Source organism: Shimia sp., assembly GCF_965227725.1.
GTDB lineage: Bacteria > Pseudomonadota > Alphaproteobacteria > Rhodobacterales > Rhodobacteraceae > Shimia.
The window spans coordinates 431368-451913 of the sequence record NZ_CBDDGH010000001.1; the positions used below are offsets into that span (position 1 = coordinate 431368).

Consider the following 20546-nt stretch of genomic DNA (forward strand, 5'->3'; position numbering starts at 1 on the left):
TGAGGGGCGCATGTGTTCAAGGATGTCAATCAGCTCAAGCGGCTTCACGTTCTCTCCATTCGTTTGAGGCTTGGTCAAAGAAGTGTGTGGTTTCATCAATGTTTGAGCGGTGGACCAACTCACCGTCACGATGAACCATTTCAGTTGAAGGGTAGAGTTCCCCATCATCTGAGCATTCGGAGACGTAACCTTCCTCCAAGGCTCGAGGGGAAACTGAGTCACCTTCACTGTCGCTCAGGACAATGACGTCGCTCACGTACTCGTTTGTGTAGTTACAGAAACTGGCGTGGTGACAGCGAGCAACGTAGCCCCACTCTTCGTATCTTGGGTGACCATTCGAGGTGGACACGAGAACGCGCTCCAGCTCATCACGGTCTACATAATCATGGGAGTGGTCACAGATCCCGTGTTGCTCATGAAAGCAATCGTCGCAGAGCATGTCGTAGTTATTTACAGCTTCCCGAAGTTCGTCTCTGTCCTCACGTTCCCCGCAACAGTCACAACGTCTGCTATTGAGAAGCTCCATACGACCGTTGGTGTTAGAGAGCTCCACATCAGCGTCTTCATCTTCATCACAGAGAATCCAGAAGTCGCCGCAAGAAGACTTATCAGCCTTAGCTGCTCGCATGTCCGAATAGACACCCAACCAACTGTCACCCACTTCGATCCGAAGGAGGCGAGCACCTTCCCAACCTTCGTAATCATCAACCTTCGCCCCAAGTCCCTCAAGGTGAGACCTGAGAGCCCCTACAGCGGCGTCAGAGGTCCCGTAAACAGGACCAGCGATGATAGGATCACAATCGGTACGGACAACACAACGCGCCATGAGCTTGTCGTTCTGCTCAATCCAGTAGGCCGTGAAGTCACCGGAGGCATACACCTCACCAGCGATGATGCCACCAGCGGTTTGGTGGTGCATGCACGAGTATGCCAGGTGTTTCTTGAAGTCGCTCGAGTTTTGAACATTGTGGTTCTCAGAACGAGTGAGATCATAGATACGGTTGAAGTCGGAGCGAGTTTGACCCGACTGAACCTCGACACCCTCGAGATCAATGACAAAGTTCTCTTTGTAATAATCAACGAGCCGCTCAATTTGAGCATCAGTCAACATCGGGAAGAGGCGCTTGATTACACGACCAGCCTTAGCTGGCGCTGAACGCTTGCCCTTGTAGTAAGCATCGCGAGACTCAAAGTAGTGAACGAGTTTGCTGTCAGAGGGACTTGGAGACAGTTGGAGAGACCGCAGGTAGTCATCTAGACGCCATGATGCGTCGATACTGGCACGGAAGTAGTCACCGCTTCGCAACTCTTCATTCACCCGTGCCGCGAAACCCGACATATCGCTGTAGATGTACGAGCCCCAAGCACGTTGGCGCAACTGAAGCCACTCAATGAAATCATCCGAGGACATGTTCTTGAAGTCGAAGTCGGAGTCTTTCTCACGGGGCTTCTTGGGTTTCTCAGGAGTTACCGCCTTGGGTTTCTCAGGGGCGGCTTCGGTGAAAGCAGAAGTGACGACATCAGTAATCGTAAGATCTTCCACGTCACGGATGACTTGGGAGGGACTGCGGCCACTCAAGCGATACATCGGCTGAGCAAACTGGTTAAGCTCACGCCGGATCATCCGCCCAGAGGCGGAAGTGTAGAACGACAACAAGCTGTCAAACTCTGAGTTCTCGACATCGACGGAAATAGGAGTATCAGGCATATATTCTCTCCGATAGCGTAGTAATTAATGCAAACGTTCAACGCAGCTGGCGAACTCAGGGGTCATCTTGAGAACCATGCAGCCCTTCTGACCCGTCCAAGACTGAGCAGCCCCTTGAGAGATCAAGAGGTTCGCGGTGATTTCGGAGATAGGGAGATGCGGGACATTCGAACCCCGCTCGATGTAGTAAGACATGATAGGATAAATCCTTATTCAGCCGCTATGACAGCCGGTTGCAATTTATTCAGGAGAGGGACGTCACCGCGCTTAACCGCTGCGACCGTATCAACGATCACCTTGGCGGCGTCGGGAGTGAGCTTGTGGGTGTTGTCGAGGTACGTGAGTTGTACCGTCTCAGAGTTGGTAAGAGAGACCCTTACAGACGCCCTGAAAGCCTCTGGGAGGTTGACAAGAGGAACCACAAGTCCACCACGCCGACCACTTACGTTCTGACGTTTGACATAGGGGAAATACTTGTGACGCCAAGCGACAACAGTGCTGACCGGAAGATCCATAGTCTCACTGATTTCATGGATTGGCGTACCTGAAATTGCAGCAAGGCCAGCCACAAGTATTCGATACTCCAAACCGTAGCGAACCCTAGGTTTCCGACTTGAGATAAACACGAGACCAGACATGATAGGATTACTCCCAGTTAATTGAGGTGAAAGAGATTGAGGGAACGCACAGTGACCCGTGCGCTCTACTGAATATCTTTCCGATACCGGAGGGATTATGTCGCGTGGACATACGAGGTGGACACTATGATCCCTGTCTCACCATTCCCGAGGTCAGCAGTCATAACGGTAGCCGCCTGACGTTCAGACAAAACACCATTATTCAACCATTCGAGGAACTGAGCGATAGCCCACTGGACATACCCAGACTCATCAGTCTCGAAGTCGTGGTTCACCACTCGACGGACCATTCGGTGATCTTCGGTAGCCCACCCCCTCCAAGAGACAGACACCCGCCGTTGCTTTGTGTTGGTCGCAGGTAGCCACTTGAGCTTAAGGAAGAAGCCATGCTTTGTGAGGACAGCCATGATAGGTCTCCAAGGTGTTAGGTTCCACGGATAGCGACAACCCGTGTGTCTTCACCGTGGTAAGATGGACAGAGTTCGAAGTGGTCAGGACCAACGGCCTCGCAAGTTGTCCATGTTTCGAGACGAAGGTCCCCGTGTTCCACTTGAAGGGACTTGAGATGCTCAATGAGATCCGAGAGTTTCATTCTTGCACCCACTCGAGTCCAATAACGGATGGATAAAACTCACCTCCGCTAATGTAGACAAAGCCTGAAGACCCTGACTTATGCGGTGGACGACCACCTTTGAGGACATGAGGTTCACCACGGAAATCGTGATAGGTTTCGCCTTCAGCGGCCTCCTGCCCTGTTGAAGACACAACAAGTTTCCAAGTCATTTGGGGAGTTTCCCTTTCCAGTCATCGCAAGGATCATCCTCACGAGGTTCAAAGAGGTCGTAAGCCATCATCACGACCATGAAGATTGCGAGCACATAGAGACCACTCAGCATTGAATGCCCTCTAGACGAACAGAGCGTTGACGATCCCAACGGTACGTTGAGAGCGCCTCCTCTATTATCGGTAGAGCTGTAGCCAGCCCCACCAGAAGAGACACCACAGGTGCCAGAAGGTTTATTATCGGAGGCACAGGGATACCCCAGAACACCCTTATGTAGAGGACAGCTGAGAACAGAGCCGCGAAGACAAACGCTGCGATAACGGCACCGTAGAGCAAGCCACCAAAGGCACGGTAGATCAGGTGAAACATGATAGGTCTTTCCGGTATCGTAGAGATTAGGACGCAGCTTTAGCGTCGAGTTCCTTTTGAGCAGCACCGAAAGTGTTCTCGAGTTCACTCAGAGCGACACCTTCCTTTTGCAGTTTCTTGAGGATCGAGAGTGCATACTTCTGCACATCAAACTCAGGCTTGTCTTTCTCTTGATCCGCCGCCTCATCATCCAGAGCGTCAGCCAGAGTACGGAAGGACTTGAACCCCGAGTAATCACGTTCGTAATACTCGCGTTTCGCCTTAGGCATCTTGAAGATACCATCTTTCATGGTCGCAGAGCACAGGTCAGATACGATGATCTGGAAGCAACGCTGATCCCGACGCCCTTGCATGATTGCATAGAGGCTGTTGAGCTCTTTCATGTTGTGTTGGTTGTTCTTGGCGTGATCAACGTGGTCAACAATCAGCTGGATAAGAGCCAACGCAGAGTTGCGGTAGGACTTAGCGAAGTTGGCCCGAGCGTTTGCGAGAGACATGATAGGTTTCCTTGTGTTGGTGAGGTTGTGTTCGTGAGTGGACACATAGAGACACACGCCAGTCAGACCGACATGTGTCTATTGTATTCACTAGAGTTTTTAGGTGAGGGGCGCTTGAGTTGTACTTGAGTGGTAACAACCACCAACAATGTGATTGAGAGCAAACAAGACAAAGCAAACGAGTGCAGCGTTAAAGTGTTATCCATCGGGAGCGCAAAGCTACCTTGCGACGATTGACACCGGATGTGGCACCCTCACTTTCAGATCACTCACACCTGAGAACCATTATCGCTTGCGCTAGGTAGGCCGTGATCATGTCAAACCAACAATTTCAAATAGCGTGTGAGCTTTAGTTAAACTTGGGTCGCTCAACCTGTGACCCTAACTTGTTACTTTCTACATTCTCTCCGCTATCGGAGTGATTGTCAACTGTTATTTTATCGAGTCCTTTGCGTCTAACTCTCCGCTACCATGTTCAACCATCTTGGCTTGTGTCTGGTATCTTGCGGCGTCTCTGCGTCGTTTCGATGATTAGAACTTAGCGATTGTCTCACGGCTTGCCAAGAGAAAAATGAGGGTCAACTTCACATTCTTTTCGGTGAATGTGTGTCGCCCTTTGGTAGGTATAAGAACGCGGGTAGTTATACTATACGCGCGTGGGTGTGTGTTCTTTGGTCTGTCTGTGATAGGACTTGAGGTGACGTGAGTCAGCTTGAGGTAAACCTAGGTTATAATTGAGGAAAAATGTGGGAGAACACACAAGTGCACAAAAGTATCAACTCAAGTCAACTCAAGTGCACATATGCACAACTCAAGCCAACCTAAGCCATATCTCGGATTGTTAATCCGTGTGTTATCTAGTGTTTTCAATGGGTTAGACTGTGGTTGTGCCATAAGTTGTGACGTGAGGGGCCTTGAGTTGCTGTGAGATTGCTTGAGGGGGCCATGGGGGATAGAGACACACGCACCCAGCGTTATACCTACACAGATTTTTTGCATATTTTAGCCGTGATCTCAAGGCAACCCAAGAGACCTAAAGTAAAACCCTGGTCACCCCCTTCAGAACGACAGTAGAACCGACAGTCTGACAGACAGATAACGACAACAAACAAGACAACCCATACAGTTAACTTGAGTTTTCTCTTGGCTTACTTAAGTATTCTTAGAGTTCTTCTTTAATCTATACTTTCAATAATTATTTATTGATTATTGATGGTAGTTTTCCACTTAAAGTATCAGCTCATGTTCAACTTAAGTTATACTTTACTCTGTGTAGTGAGGGGATATGCTTGTCTTATCCCCTCCTACTGGCGAGTTTTTCTCCCCCTCTCTCCTAAGTAGGATTTTTCAGATCAGACGATCTAAACCCACTTTTTCCTGTTTCTCTTCTTCCATGATTGAGAGAGGGATGTCTTCTTGTGAGCTAGGAGTTCCTTCAGGAGTCTATTGTTTCTCTCTTTGGCTTCCTTCTTTTCAGCGTCTTGGTTCATCACCTCGACAAAGAAACCAACACCAATGGCAAGAACGTCAATCCTGTCGTCTTTCCTAAGAGCCCCACGCTCTCGACAGATACGTGTCATTTGGAAAACGAGTGTCTTCACACGACGCATCTCTCCTTCGAACTTCTGAGCACTGTCGTAATCCCCTTGGATAACCGAAGGTGCCACAATTAGGCGGTGATTGGAGATCACGGGTTCCAAGACGTCGATAATACGCATCTCTTTCATCTGGTGATTTCGCACTTCCTCGATACCGCACCTATGGTGCTTCAAGAGGATCGGCTCTAGGAGCTTACCGAACATACCATCACCAAAGTTGCTCTCGTAAACCACAGTATCCACGTCATGTTTCTTGGCGATCATCGCGAGTGTCTCTAGAGTTGCGTCGTCATAGCCGCCTTGGAGGCCACCCGCCTCAGGACACCAGATGTATCCGTTGAGTTGGAACAGGACAGCATAACCCGTCTCGTCAGCACCACGACCACTAGGGTCAATCGCTAGGATCTTCTGTTGGTACTTTGAGAATGTTGGGGCGAAACCCGCCGCAGAGTAGAAGTTGTCTCCGCCCATTGCGAGGTTTGGGAGGTCTTTTAGTTGTCGATCAGGGTTAGGCATCCAATAGACATCCATAGGTGCCTCTTTAGGTGGAACTTCAGCCACCACGAGGTTCTTCACCTTCAATGGATATCGTTCTTCGTCGCTCAGGCTCGTATTGAGCATGAACTGAAGCTGGAAACCCGCAGCACCATACTCTGCTCGACGGTCAATAAGCTCGTCTGCATCAAAGCGGTCAGGGTCCGTAGGTTCCCCGTATTGCTCCGAAGCAAATTGGGCTTGGATCATTGGTGCAAGGTCATTCCCGTATCCTACGACCTCTTCTTTGGTGGGAACCAAAGCTGGCCAGATACGTTTGACAAACGTCTCAGGTAGTTTGTTGTAGATGGAGTCCTCAGTCTGAGGTGTCCCAAGGTACACGATACGTGGCTGGAAGCCTTCGTTGTGAACCATCTCGTTGAACGGCTTAAGAATAGCCGAGTATTCCTTGAGTTTCTCTTGCAGAAGATCACGACGCTCTACAGTCATCGAGTTATTCATAACTTCGACGTCATCCGAGACGATGATATCTGCTCGACCACCAGTAAGCTGAGAGTCGATGCCCCTAGAGAAAACCGATGGGGTCTGGTCAGGTTTGGCGGGTCCCACGTCGAACTCAACGCGGCTTTGGCGCTGTTTCGGGGTCGGCATAAGGTGCCGAAGTTGTGGGATGTCGTTAATAAGTTGGAGGGTAAAGGTTGTGAAGTTGTCGGCTCGGTTCTTGGAGGCCGATACGACCATGATCTTCAGTTCTGGGTTTCGGTATAGCTCCCAGAGCACATACGCAGAGGTCACCCAAGATTTGCCAACACCTCGAAACGCTTCAATACAGATACGAGAGTTGGAGTGGTCCTCTAGAAACCTTGCGATGTCATACTGAACCGGAGTTGGATCAGGTAGGCGCAGGTGTTTCCAAACAAGATAGAGGAAGTTTTCAAACGAATATAATGGGTCTTTCAATTCAGGGGTTTCTATTGATCAAGACAGCCCCAGAGAGCCCACAGGAGGGCCTCTAGGGAGTCTCTAAGTTCTATCGGGGGTGTTGGGAGCTAGGCTCAGTGGGAGCGTTCAGAGACGTCCACAGGGAAGCTCATGGCCTCAGCCAAAGACTGTATACCTTCGTTGTCACGGGCAACACAGTCGATACCATTGTCTTTTAGGAATTTAGCAGCAGCGGATAGATCAGCAGAAGATGCCTCTCCTGAAGAGATCTTGCGGATAAACTCTTGTGTGAGCAGCCCATGTAGGGACGCTAGTAGTTCTTCAGTTGCTCGACTCATGTCGGGAAAATACCTGCCTTCAACAATAGGGAGACTATTGCAGAGACAGCGGCAGCGAAGCCAATCGACCACCACTGACGCTCCTCAAGTTTCCTCAACCGTTGCTCTTGGTCCGCAAGGTCTTCTTTGACGCGAGGCAGGACAGCATCAAGCTTTCCCTCGAGCCGACTGAAGCCTTCTCGGATTTCCATAAAGTTCCTTTGTAGTTCATTGTCGCTCATCATATTCAGGTCCACCCGAACATCGTGTCGAGCGTCTCATCAGGGACGTTAGCGAACTCTTGTAATTCTCTAAGTAGAAGGTTGGTTCGTTTTACTTCAGTACAGCCAGCCCAGAGAATTTGAGAGGCTACCTGAGCGTCTTGGGGCATGTCTGAGAGTGCATTGGAGAAGCTTTCAGGCCACCCACCTTGAGCAGCCAGTACGGCCTCAGAGGGACTCACAAGACCCAACTTAGCGATAGCCAAACAGAAATCTGACTTGGATAGAGTAGCTCCTTCCCGCCATTCTGCCCTCATGACCGCTTCGTCTCTCGGAATGTAAATCCATCTAGAACCATCCCAAGAGTGGTCAGCGCTAGGACGCTTAGGGACACGTTGAGTCCCAGCTGGGTAGCTGTCGAGGATTTCGTCAGTTAAGACGTCATTTGGTTCCCAGTATCCTCCATCTGGGTGATAAAAACCTGTTTCCATTATCGCAGTTCCATCCAATAAAAATAGTCAGTGTGTACAATAAGACTGTAGTACCAACCTGCGGGGATGATCGTGAACATGTTCTGTCGCCAGTGGCTTGTCTGACCAGTGGACGCTACGAGAGACAGGTTACCAGCAGTAGGACCTACCAAGAGTCCGCTGCCGTGTCCGTTCCTGATAGAACCAGAAATCGAAATCCCAATAGGCCGACCTGTTGTGTTGTGGTATGTCGTTCCAGGGGCTCGCTGAGAGCGGCTCATAGTGACCCAAGATTGGCCTTGGCCGATAGCATAAGCAGCGGTCCCTTGAGGGCCTCTAGGACCTGTTGAGCCTTTAGGACCTGTTGGACCCCGACTACCTGTTGAGCCTTTGGGGCCTGTCGGACCTCGACTACCTGTTGAGCCTTTGGGACCTGTCGCACCTCTAGGACCTTCAGGGCCTCTGGCACCCGTTGTCCCTTTGTCACCTTTTGGACCTGTTGGGCCTGTCGGACCCGTAGCGCCTCTTGGACCAATCGGACCTTGAGGACCAATAGGACCCTCATCACCTTGAGGACCCGTAGGGCCTTTTGCTCCGGTTGCTCCGGTGTCGCCTTTAGCTCCTACAGGACCTTCAGGGCCTTCCACCCCTTGTGGACCTTGGACACCTTGAGGGCCTTGCGTTCCATCTACACCGTCATCTCCACGCTCCGAGAGGACTTGCCAGTATACATCGTTTGTAGGATCAGAACCTTTAGGTGGATCTTGAATACACAAGTAAGACGAGCCGTTAAAAGACACTGCGTCCAAACGCTCGTATTTAGTCGAAGAGTCGTATGCGCCCTTCCAGCCGAGACTAACCCGACCGATATTCAATGTTGCCATATATCTCTTAAATTGTTGACACGGTTAGATTACCGTTTGCGTCAATACTGAAGTCGTTTTCGTCAGCATTGCCGTAATATTCAATCTGAAGATGCCCTTCAGTTGTAATGGAGAATTGTCCAAATGCGAGGCCTAGAGGTGTCGCCCCCATGGGACCTTGATCACCTAAGGGGCCTTTTGCTCCTACCTCACCTGGATCACCTTTTGGACCCTTAGGACCTACTGGACCTTGGATACCTTGGGGACCTGGAATACCTTGGGGACCAGTAACCCCTTGGATACCTCTAGGGCCTTCATCGCCTTGAGGACCAGCCGCACCTGTAGCACCAGTCGCTCCAACAGGACCTTGAGGGCCTCTCGGGCCTTCTTTACCTTGTGGACCTTCGGGACCTGTATCACCAGTAGGACCTTGAGGACCTATGTCACCTTGAGGACCTTCGGACAGGTAAATGGTCAGACGTCCATTTGTAGGGTTGTACTCAACGAAACCGTCAGATCCGTAAGGTAGTCGCACCATTTCGGTAGTCAGACCGAAGAGTTGATCACGGATCGCTACGATCTGTTTAACGTTTGAGTCCGTAGCATTCTGGACCCAACCTTTCGTGACCGCGTGGTCATCTTCGGTGGGATCAGGTATGTTTCCGATTGGAAGGGCTCTAGCGTCCCATTCGACACCATCATTACCCATAACAGCTCCAGCTTGCTCTTGGGTCTCTTGTGCAATGAAGATGATTTGGTCGTTCTGTCGGTTATGCTTCTCGGCGGAATGAGTTGAGCCATCAAAGAAGGTCACTTCTCGGGCATCCACTGGTGTAACCCTACGAAGCGTCAAGTCACCTGTAGGTGCTGTAGCTAGTCGGATTTGACCACCATTAAGCCAAGTGAAGGATACCGAAGTACCCTCCACATAGGCGAAGACGTGCTCTCTCTCGAGATAACCAAACGGAACAGCATAATCAGTGGTCGTCCCTGTTTGATCAGGGTACGTCACAAATGAGTTTGCCATTAATTTCCTTTAGTTGATTTCTAGTGCTTCGATCTCAGCCTTTGGAGTGGCTCTCTTTTGTTCGAAGTCGATGGAGAACTTGAGTTCTCTGTAAGCTGTGTCACGTTTCTCGAGCTCTGCTTTCGCGAGGGACTCGTATTCACGTTTGATTTCTTTGATCCAATCGTTCTTAGCAGTCTGACCTGCTACATGGTCTTGGTTCGCGCCCTGTCTAATCCAAGGCAGTCGCTTGAAGTTCGGATCACCCGCAAGTGCATCCAAAGCCTCTTTGTAGGTCAACCCAGAGACATCCAGACCATTGATCGAACCGCTCTCGGCTCGGTAGGTAGAGACGATCTCAAGGTAGTGATCGTACACTGATCTAGAACCTGTCGATGACTGAACTTGTTTAAGGTCAGTGTTCTTACCATTGGTCAGCTGGGTGGATGACGTTAAGTGGTAGTCAGACCCATAGATCTCATTAGCCTTAGCCAACATTTGCATACCTGGCGAAGTGTTAAACTCCGCTGGCATCATTGGGATGAACTCTTGAGTGATTTTGTCTTCTGCCTTGACCTTTAGGTCTCCCGTCAGAGGGCTCCGTCTTTTGTCTCCCTCAAACTGAGGGAATACTGAAGTGAAGTGACGTGTGATCGCGTCGAAAGGTTGACGATACAGCGTTACACCGTTGTCACCTTCCAGCGCTTCATTGGTCTTCTTCAAGATGTTCGGAACAAAGCTCTCCACCAAACTCACAGTAAATCTCTCGACTGCCTTTGAGTCACCTTGAGCACCGTCAACCAGAAGACTTCCCAGCTGTTCAATAGTCTCAGCGTAAGGCTGTGAAGCCACAGTTTCCGCCATCATGAAGGTAGTCAAAGCTGTTGCTTCAGCAAACTCATCAGGATCAACGCCAGACGCTACAAGTTCGTCATAATTGTGAAGACTGTCTGAGATAGCTGCGATGTACTTCAGCGGTGTCGCGAAGGGTTCAAACTTGTCATACCGGAACCACTGATCACCAAATCGGATCGAGTATTCAGGCGCTACCTCTCGCTGGATGTTGGCCTGTTTGTAGTCGTAAGAATGACCACCAGTGATGTTGCCTTCCAACCCCATGAGGATCGCACCAGTCGCAAGAGCATAACCGCTGTAGACATCGGAACGAGCTCGAGACTGCGCAATCTGACCATTAAGGCCTTGGAGATCGTCAAGGAACTGAGAGTTACCTCCTGTGATCCTATGGACATGTCCCACCACGGCACGAACCCCAGGCGTCATTCGTTGTCCCATATCGAGAAGATCTAGAGATACTCGGGAGAACGCGAAGAGCAGCCGTGTCGCAAAGTTGGACTCTGCGAAGTGTTGGATCGAAGCCATGACCCGCTCACCCCTGTATCGAGATTGAGCAGAGAAGCGGTTCTGAGCCACGACATTAGCCGCGTTTCGCTCAGCAATCCGATCAAGGGCCTTACCGTCATCTAGAGATTTCGCAAGTTGGTCATCAACGTAGGTTTTAAGGGTTTCCCCAGTTTTACCCAGCGCTCGACCTTCACGCGCAGCCTTAGCTGTAACCTCACCCCGATATTGGATTTGGCGCATAAGCTCGTCAGCACTCATCATTGCCCGAAGAGGGATATCCACAATCGGTATACGGGTTCGATAATCAAACTTGTCTGTCTCAGCGAGGAAGGGTTTGAACTCGACACCCGCTCGAAGTGCGTAGTGTGACGCCTCACGAAGACCGCGAAGCATACCTGCGGTACGATCCAAACCAAACTGTCTGGTGTCGCGGTAAGCGAGCTCTGACGTAGTATAGCGTAAGATATTAGCGGAACCGGAAGCGAAGTTGGCAATATGTGTTGCTGTGCCGGACAGCATAGCGCTGTACCGGAAAGTCATCAGGTATTGCTCAAGTTTCTGCCAGAGTGTCTCAGGAGGCTCATGTCCTTTGATCGGACGTAGATTTAGACCCCTTCCCTCAATCGCTTTAGCGTCCATAAGGGACTTAGCGACACTCGGAGTGGCTCCTTCTGCACGTAACCGTTTGTACTCGGCTAGATCGTTGACCAGATCACCTCTGGCAGGGCGAGAAGAAATCTCTCGTTTGGTCTTTGCATCACTCAAGTTGGCCTTAGGTGCATCTTGGGAAACACGGGCGTCCTCAAGGTTAACAGCGCTCTTTCGAGCCTGTAGTTCGCGACCTACTTGGCTGGCAATATCTTGATCAATAGCTCTGAAATTCAGATATCGCATGATTGCGTCATCGAGTTGAAGTTCGATAGCAGCTGCCTTGTCAGGGTCCATCTTCTCTGAAACCCGAGCAACTTCGAAGTCATCGAAGATTTTATCCATACGACGCTTTGCAGCATCCGTTGCAATCCGAATAGCTTCATTCACAACAGGGACATGTTCGGAGGGCGTAGACTTCACCCACTCAACCACCTCTGCCCAGTTTTCTTCTGTACCCTCTTTCGAGTGTCTCAAGAGATTACTTGCGGTGCGCTTAGCGAAATCCGCTCGTGATTGATTGGTCCGCTTGGCGTCAGGTGTAGTTACGTTTGGATCTTCTTTGAGAATACCATCGGTGAAATCTCGGATCTCCGAGTCAAAGGCAACATCAGCCTCTTTGACAAACTCAAAAGCATCTCGAACAGCTTTTTGTTTTGCTGGGATATTGCTTGGTGTTGAACCTTTGGGAAACTCTAGACCTTCGGTTACGTCTGCAACCTGTTGGTCTATTTTGAGAGTTTCATCACCCACCTTCACTTGCTCTGAGACCTTCTGAGAAGCCTCCTGAGGGGTTACAAGCTTGTGGGGCGGCTGAGGGACCTCAAGTCCTCCAAGGGACTCTGCAATGGCCCTCTGAGCGTCTTTAGATGTGCTGCGGCTTCTATAAGCGCGGACACCTGCCCTTACCGACAAGAAAAGAGCTTCAGCAGCGACACCAAGACCAGCACCTTCCAGAGAGGACTTGAAACGCTTCTCGTACTCACCGTCCGCATCTGTCTTCGTCAAGTAGTCCGTAGTCACACCGAGGTCGATATCGAACTCTTCATTCAACATCTGAGCCAGAGTTGGATCATCAGGATCGAAAGCAGCGAAGTCAGAGTACATACCAGCAATGAGACCAGCAGCAGCACGTCCTTTTACCCCTGCCTGTCCGATGAGCCTTAGACGGTTCAAAGCACCAGCAGGAAGGACAAAACCTGTTCCGAACTGGGTAATACCCTCAACGACCTGTCCAGTAGCGGTTTTTGGCTCAGCTACAAACTCATCAATCCAATCAGAACCATCAAAATCTACATAGTTCTGGTTGTTGAAGACCTCAGCTTCCTCAGGTGATCCCCTGAGTTTCTCCAAGCGAGCTTCCAGTTGCGACAACTCATCTTGGGTTCGAGCGATACGAGAAGCCCTTAGACCAGGTATTTGTTCTTTACCTGTGTTCTGGAACCGGAGCTGCCTCTCTAGGGACTCTCGAGTTCTACCGATCTCGGCCTCAAGTACCTCCATAGGATTACCAAATGTCGCTTCATCCAAGGTAGTTGCAGCGTTCGCAATGAACTCACCTTGTTCAGCTAGAGCATTCGTAACTCCGTGAGCAGAAGCCCTTCCAAATACGTCGATTACATTATCTAACGCTTTGGCAGCGCCAGTCTTACGCTCTCGATGATACTTAGCAGCCCCGAGGCCGTAGAGATTGTCAAAGTGACTATCGTACTCCACGTCCTCAGGGTTTTTCTTAAGGTGTTTGATCATGCCCTCATCCGGTCCATCTAGGATGCTTTGAGCAGTCTCTTTGTCACCCACAGCGCGGGTCAGGTGGAAGAGAACAGGTTCCTCTCCCTCTTGATAACGCGAACGGAACTTTTCGACCTCTTCAAAGGTAAATTGATTTTCAAAATTGGACATGTGTCTTTCTTATTGTCTTAGGAAGTCTCGACTATTCTTGGCCCTGATCGCTTCAGCCCCTTCCCCATCTGGGAGGGTGTTTGCGTCAGGTCGGATGTAGCTGTTGTTTCGGTTGAATTGAGAAACGGCGATGTTCTTGGCCTTCTCAGCCCAGAAGGCAGACGTTTGTGGATCAAGGGATCTCACATCCAACTCAGGGTCATTCCTGATCAACTCAGCGATGTATTCAACGTACAGACCTCGAGCCGCCCTTGAGATGTCGTCAACCTGCTCTTGCGAGTAAAATTGCTGACCATCTTGCTGAAGGGTTTCGAGTGGACTCGGGTCACCAGCCTTAGGGTTCTTTAGGGGGAACTCATCTTGGATCTGACCAAGAACTTCCTCCATATGAGCATCAACCAAAGGATTAGCCGCAGTTTCATGGGCTTTTCGAATGGTGACAATCTCGGCCAGTTGAGAGGACTTGAGTTGTCTCGGGACATACTGGAATTGATCAGCATAGCTCTCATAGATCGACCAATCACCCGTGAACGAAGCTTCAGCAGCAAGTTCTTTGAGTAGGTCTAGGTTCTGAGCAGCTTCTACCGTTGATGTCTCATCATCGTATGTACCTGCGTACACTCGAGCCATCTCACTAGACTTAGCGATGTCTCTAGCGGCCAGAGGGGAGTTCCTAGCGATGTCTTGAATGACTTCTCGGGTTTGACCAGCACGAACAGCTTGATCTAACTGAGAGGCGAGCTCAGAGGTCTCAAGCTTAATTCGACGCTTCTCTTCACGATCAGCGGCCTTGTACTCAGCGTCCTCAATGCGGACTCGCTCCTGTCGAACAGTCTCTTGGTTTTTGACTAGATCTGCCCACTGTTCACGTGAGTAGAACTGACGGTTGAACGTATCCAAGAAACCCTCATTGTTGGTCTCTTTGGCAAGGGTGATCGCCTCATCCACGAGAAGTTGTTTGGCTTCACTGGTTGTAATACCGAACGCATCTGTAGCGCCCTTAACGAAGGCCTCTTGGTCATCGAAAGTTAGACCATCATCATCTGCACCCAGTTGATACGCAGCAATCGCAGCAGCATCCAAGGCCGACTTCTTTCTGAGAGTAGCAGCTTTTGCCGCAGCAGCAGCGGATCTGCGACGATCATCTGCACGGTTTCCCAAGACGATCTTCTGGTGCATCTCCATGATCTGCATCCGGTTCTCAAGAGCAGCTTCAGAGAACACTCGGGAATACACATCAGATTTCCCGTTGAGCGTTTCTGCTAGACGTTTTTCTCGACCAGCGACCCATGCTTGGAAATCCTCAGGAGATCTAGAGTTGAAGTTCTGCGCCTCAAAATCGAGGAGTTCTTCGTTCTGGAACTCGATAGCCGCCAATGTAGCGTCTTGGTAGTCGAAGCCATCTTGAGCACCTTGCGTGAACAAGAAACCAAAAGGTCCATCCGCTTTTACATCTTCGCGCTTAGCGCCCTGAATGCGTTGCTGAAGACCATCTTCGTAGGCTTTCTGTTGTCCTTCCTTTGCGAGTTGCGGGAAGGCTTCTTGAGTAACCCCTAAGACCTCTGCAAGAACAGCTGCGCGGGAATTACCACCATACGCAGCTTGGAAATTTCGAGATACCTTGAGGTTAGAAGTTGATTGAAGGGGTTGAAGACGTTGCTCAGCCAAGGATTGACCTCATTGGTAAGTATCCACCCAAACCACCCGCCGCGATTGCGATGACGGACTCCGCAGGTCCCGCCATTTGATCATTGATGGAGTTAATCTGAGTGGTTGCATTGGCTTGGGAAATAGAAGTGCCAACAGTGTAAGCCGTATCCGCAGAACGACGAGCCTCTCGAGCCGAGGCGACATTGAAGTCACCAACCTGAAGCTCTTCCGCAACTATAGCATCGGCAGTGCTACCACGAATGCCCAAACCAGCATTACGTACTTTTGCTGAACCCACCGCTTGACGCTTCTCAATCTCAGCCACATAGCCTTGCTCAAGTGCGCCTTGAGAGTTCTTTTGGTGATCGTATTGAGCTTCAACGATCTCACTGTTGTATTGTTGATTAACTGTCCGTCCTTGTGCGGCTAGAGCATCGTTACCTGCCACCACTTGAGCAGCAGATTGAGCTACCCCAAGACCTACTGCGGTCATCGTGAGAGGGTCACACATTCCTGTCTCTTTCTATATAAAACGGGAAGAACTCATGACCTTTGACGTCAACCGTATTGGGATCAAAGGTAGCGCCGCACCACTTTAGCCAGCGGTGATGGACTGTGTTCTTGGAATAGGAGTAATTGAAGAAGGTGTCCTTATCGGAAACCTTGAACAATTCTCTGATCATGTCTTTGGAGTATCTCAGGAACACTCGAGAGTTCTTTTGCAACTCAGGTGTCCCAAGCAGCCAGATACCATCTGCCGTGTCTGTCGCTCGACTTAAACCTAGGATACCCGCAGGTTTTCCCGAAAAGTCGATTATCTTCACATGGTAGGAAACGTCCTCACTCTCCTGAAGTGCTTTAAGAACACTTGAGTTGAACGCGAGGACTTCTTCCTTGTCTGTGTCTCTAAGATGTACTGCGAGATACTCCAAGTCGCCCATACGGACGTCTCGGATGTATTTATTCAATTAACTTATTCTACGTGTTTTTGGTCGCCAAATACCTTCCCACTCAATAGAGGAGAAACGGCAATTAAAGGGACTGTCGTTGATGACCTTGACCTTCATTCGGGAAGCTTCAGAGGAACATGCAACACGGAACTCACCATCACTCACCCCCACATCACCAATGATGTTCGTGACGCGACCTAAGGTACGCCCACTGAATACCGAAGTGACTGTAGATCGCCCAGGCGGGGTGACCTCTACTCGGAAGTAAGAGCTCTGGTGGAACAAAAGAGATAGATAGCGGATCTGAAGACGCCCATCTTGGATTGGAACCCTTCCTTGATCTCTAACGAAGATTGGCGAGAGCTCGTAAACGAAGGCGTATTTTTTACCGACGACGAATTTTTCAGAAGACAGATCCACACCTTGCGCAAACACGATAGGACTGTCAGCGAATACCGCACAAGGGTACGCTGTCCCTGCTTTGTCAACACCATCTTCTGTTAGAACAACTACGTATTCTTCCCCAGACTGAACCTTATAGGGAAGTGTAATCGTCGTACTGCCGCCCATGTATTGTGGACTCAGTTCCTCTTGAGAAACGCGGTAATCAAGTTGGATCTCTAGCCCATTGATGTCACCTTCGATTGTCTCTTGGAGATCAATGAAAACGTACATCAGGCGGTCGTTGTGCTCCACTACAAGATGGAGGCGGTTACCTTCGAAGTGTCCGTTCACGAACTTGGTATTTTTATCCTCCCAAGAGGTCCAAGCAGACTGAATACGCTGACCATCACTCCAATAGGAACTATAGATGAACAGGCGGCTCAGGTCACCTCGAGTAAACACAACGGACATACTCAAGGTCGGGTTAGAGACTATTCGCGTCACTCCCGTAGGGATAAACTCTGGAACCTGCTTGGTCACCACTTCGGAACTAGAGACACCAGCAATGGTATCTACCAAATACTCACGAACATCTGCCCAAGACGAATTATCGGTATCGTCAATAAACAAGACGTTGTTACCGAGTTTACTTGGAGAGGCTCTAGAGGAGCACCAGTAACTTGTGGTCGGGGTCATAGAGATGGTTTCAGGAGAAAGACCTCCATCTACAGACAGCTTGAATTGTTGCTTGTTAGAGAACAGCAAGATTTCTTCATCGAAGTCTATGGCATGGTAGAGTTTGGAAGTTGCTCCGTTCACGCTCAAAGCTGCGATGTCGATCCGGTCACTGGGAAGCAGCGTAGTACAGGTCGTGCGGTAGAAGTTTTCAAAAACATCCTGCTCGGAAGCGATGAAGTTTTCGTCACTTAAGAACACCAAACGGTTGGACACCACCAACATCTTCTCTACGGGGTTACCGATGAAAGTAGGGTGAGGGTTTGACTCAGAACTACCTACCGTAGGAGCGACCCAAGTGTGTTCTTTGAACTCCCAAGTACCATCACCGTTATCCACGAGGACGTGAGGCATGGTAGAGGGATCTAAGGTCCACTGATAACCAAACGCTAGGTCTTCTTCCCAAAGACCTGAGGCTGCATTGAATACAACCGTGTAGGCACCTTCAGTGTTCTCAGGATCACCAGTGACTTCCACCACCCGTTTATCCAAGTCCTCTTTAGGGAGGTTGGTGAACTTGTCGATGGTTCCTGTGTAGCCACGCATGAGGTTACTGGGAGTAACAACCACTCGGTTGATATCCTTGGTACATGAGAAAAACAGGAGATTGCCTACCCGTTTTACCGACCCATCACCTTGGTAACCTTCCGCCAGTCGTTGAGCGATACCTTCTGTCGAAGCGACATTGGTGTGGTGTGTTCTATAGGATGTAGTAGCAGACGTATTGTCCGCAAAATGCAACGTAAGGACAAACTCAGTGTCGTAGGCAGTTTGCGTCACGATTACTGTGGCAAACCGATTAGGGTCTTTTCGATTTTCTATCCCTTTGACCACCGAAGGGATAACCTTTCGGTTCGCGACAAAGAGAGTATCGCCAAACGAGAAGTAATGCAGATCTTCATCCATCCCCGAACCCAGATACGGGCTTTTGGGATTCACAACGGTCTCCGTAGAGCCATCCTCAGATGAGACCTTAATTTCGCCCTTACTAGTCACCGAGACTATCTTCAGCGGCTTGTTAGGACGCTCGAAGAAGAACAAAGATGAGGAAGTTGATAGGTCGGAAGAAAGGTTTCCAATAAACCGCATCGGAGGCCGTTTACGTAGACCGGAAACCACCGAAGCAATAGCATTCTTTAGTTCACCCGCAGTGTTCTCAAGTCGAACCGCAGGGGGTTGTTGGGAAAGTCCCCCAATTACGTTGGGGATCGTGCCAGATACGCTTGGCATTAAGTGAAAGCACCTGTGCGTTGATTGTACCGATCCGTGATCAGCGACATACTCAAGGTCTGCTTGAGGGATCGTTTGGCGTTTCGATTGGAGTCACTACGCAATTGTGAGTACGCAATGGTTTCTTCAGTCGAAGCGTTTTGAAGAAGAATTTCGTCACCCAGTTCACGTGCTTGGTGGACTCGAGCGGCGCGGATCGTGATGTATCGACGCGCTACTGACGGTAAGTCTTCAAAGGGTAGGAAGAATGTAACTTCAAGAACCTGAGCGCTGTCGAAAACGCTACCGTTGTTGTTTCTTTCAGTCCGGTAGAGTTTACCTGAGCGCACTGAGAGTTGCGTCTGGCGTGACTGAGATCGGTTGTCGTCAGAAACCGCCAAGGCATTAGTTGGGAGAGGAATTTTCCCTTCACTGTCTCTGGGATATGTATTGGTCTCGGTGTTCCAAAACCAACCTCTCTCTTGGACAGCGCGAGAAATCTCGTGGAGGACAAGGCGAGCCTTAGAGGCGTCCAAAGGTAGATCACCTTCCAGACTGTTGATCGGTGCTTCGCCCATGTCCATGAGGATGACGTTGACTGCATCCAATTCGGTAGCTGGGGTTAAATCCATTGTTGGTGTTGTCCTTAAAAGAAAAATGAGCCCCCACCCGAAGGTGGAGGCCCGAAGTAAGGCTTAGGAAGAAGCTTCCGCAGAGATCAGACGCAGACACTCAGGACGCAGAACGCCGTGACCGACAGACATACGTGAGATCACGAGATCACCCTGACGTTCCATCATCCACTTCTGTTCGGTGGAGACGTCCATCAGCTGCACAGTACCCAGAGCTTGCTTCTGGAAGGCCAGACCCAAGGATTTGGAACCGTCCACATCGTACTTCGTGTGTTCCGCACCGTTGAACTCACCGGACAGGGTGTCCGTACCGAAGTTCAGCGCGAGGTTGTTAGACATCACGATGGAGAAGTCGGCTACCTGCATCAGACCACGGCCAGAGGCTTGGTTACCGTTGCCGTTACCGAAGTCACGGTTCAGGAAGCGACCATCCTGTACCATGTCCCAGTAGACCTCAGGGGTCACAATGAACACACGGTCATTCTTAGGAATGTTGGTGGAGTCGAAATACTCAGCAGCGTTGTAGATCGCGTCAACAACAGTGTCGGTCGTCGGGTTTGCACCGATCTTATCGACAGTCGCGCTACCCATACCGGCTACAGCACCAGAAGTACCGTCTTTCGCAGCCTTAGTGGCCGCAGCAAACAGCTGTTGGTCATACGCTTGAGCAAGCGCTTGGCCCATCTGGAAGGTGTACTCAGAGCGGGTCTCGAAGTGATTTACAGCCTCTTCCCAGTTAGACATGAACACGCTCGAGATGAGCAGGTCGTCAATCTGCAAGGTGACTTCACCATTTGCGATGTTCTGACCAAGGATCAGGTTGCCTGGGGTGTGGTACTCAGCGGCGGCTTTACCGATTGCAGGGAACTGCGCGGTGGTGCCAGAAGTGAGTGTGCGGGTCCGAACTCGGGACTTCATCACGGTTTCTTTGTTGAAGGTCTTGAGGACTTCGCCAGAGAAAACTTTGAGTGCCAGATTGTCGGAAATATGAGGACCAGCAGGGATACCCGCAGTCACATTAGTAGTTTGTGCCATGAAATGATTTCTTTCTATGAAAACGAAAAACAGCCGCGAGGGCTGGAAAACGTTCCCGTCGAGAAACCTAGCGTTCACAGAAGGTTATCCCCTCGTGAGGGGGCCAGCGTTAATAGTTTTGGTTCTGTTGG

At 50.1% G+C, this 20546-nt stretch carries 14 protein-coding genes; all 14 read right to left on the minus strand.

Annotated elements, in window-relative coordinates; translation table 11 throughout:
* Nucleotides 1-34: 34 nt before the first annotated feature.
* Nucleotides 35-1708, minus strand: a complete 1674-nt coding sequence (locus ACO07T_RS02080) for a hypothetical protein (protein WP_422048050.1) — start codon at nt 1706-1708, stop codon at nt 35-37.
* A 209-nt stretch (nt 1709-1917) separates the two neighbouring features.
* Nucleotides 1918-2346 carry a hypothetical protein gene (locus tag ACO07T_RS02085; RefSeq protein WP_422048051.1) on the minus strand — a complete coding sequence of 143 codons (429 nt, stop codon included), beginning with the start codon at nt 2344-2346 and terminating at the stop codon, nt 1918-1920.
* Between the two features lie 1179 nt (nt 2347-3525).
* Entirely contained in the window at nt 3526-3996 is a 471-nt protein-coding gene (locus tag ACO07T_RS02090; RefSeq protein ID WP_422048053.1) for a hypothetical protein, read from the minus strand.
* Between the two features lie 1361 nt (nt 3997-5357).
* The gene (gene terL, locus ACO07T_RS02095; protein ID WP_422048054.1) at nt 5358-7049 is read right to left on the minus strand and encodes a phage terminase large subunit; all 1692 of its coding nucleotides are present in this window, start codon (nt 7047-7049) and stop codon (nt 5358-5360) included.
* Nucleotides 7050-7144: 95 nt separating this feature from the next.
* Entirely contained in the window at nt 7145-7369 is a 225-nt protein-coding gene (locus ACO07T_RS02100; RefSeq protein ID WP_422048055.1) for a hypothetical protein, read from the minus strand.
* Complete coding sequence (locus ACO07T_RS02105) at nt 7366-7593, minus strand: hypothetical protein (protein WP_422048056.1); 228 nt, start codon at nt 7591-7593, stop codon at nt 7366-7368. Before ACO07T_RS02105 ends, ACO07T_RS02100 begins: the two co-directional genes overlap by 4 nt.
* Nucleotides 7594-8930: 1337 nt before the next feature.
* Nucleotides 8931-9929: a phage tail fiber protein gene (locus ACO07T_RS02110; protein ID WP_422048057.1), complete on the minus strand. Its 999-nt coding sequence runs from the start codon at nt 9927-9929 to the stop codon at nt 8931-8933.
* A gap of 9 nt (nt 9930-9938) precedes the next feature.
* Nucleotides 9939-13820, minus strand: coding sequence for a hypothetical protein (locus ACO07T_RS02115; RefSeq protein ID WP_422048058.1), 3882 nt, complete (start codon nt 13818-13820; stop codon nt 9939-9941).
* Between the two features lie 9 nt (nt 13821-13829).
* Nucleotides 13830-15488: a hypothetical protein gene (locus ACO07T_RS02120; protein ID WP_422048059.1), complete on the minus strand. Its 1659-nt coding sequence runs from the start codon at nt 15486-15488 to the stop codon at nt 13830-13832.
* Entirely contained in the window at nt 15481-15981 is a 501-nt protein-coding gene (locus ACO07T_RS02125; protein ID WP_422048060.1) for a hypothetical protein, read from the minus strand. Before ACO07T_RS02125 ends, ACO07T_RS02120 begins: the two co-directional genes overlap by 8 nt.
* Nucleotides 15974-16411 (minus strand): hypothetical protein, encoded by a 438-nt coding sequence (locus ACO07T_RS02130; protein WP_422048061.1) that lies wholly within the window; start codon nt 16409-16411, stop codon nt 15974-15976. The genes ACO07T_RS02125 and ACO07T_RS02130 overlap by 8 nt, the downstream gene beginning before the upstream one ends.
* A 27-nt stretch (nt 16412-16438) precedes the next feature.
* The gene (locus ACO07T_RS02135) at nt 16439-18769 is read right to left on the minus strand and encodes a hypothetical protein (RefSeq protein ID WP_422048062.1); all 2331 of its coding nucleotides are present in this window, start codon (nt 18767-18769) and stop codon (nt 16439-16441) included.
* The gene (locus ACO07T_RS02140; RefSeq protein WP_422048063.1) at nt 18769-19380 is read right to left on the minus strand and encodes a hypothetical protein; all 612 of its coding nucleotides are present in this window, start codon (nt 19378-19380) and stop codon (nt 18769-18771) included. The genes ACO07T_RS02135 and ACO07T_RS02140 overlap by 1 nt, the downstream gene beginning before the upstream one ends.
* Nucleotides 19381-19443: 63 nt before the next feature.
* Entirely contained in the window at nt 19444-20415 is a 972-nt protein-coding gene (locus tag ACO07T_RS02145) for a phage capsid protein (protein ID WP_422048064.1), read from the minus strand.
* Nucleotides 20416-20546 lie beyond the last annotated feature (131 nt).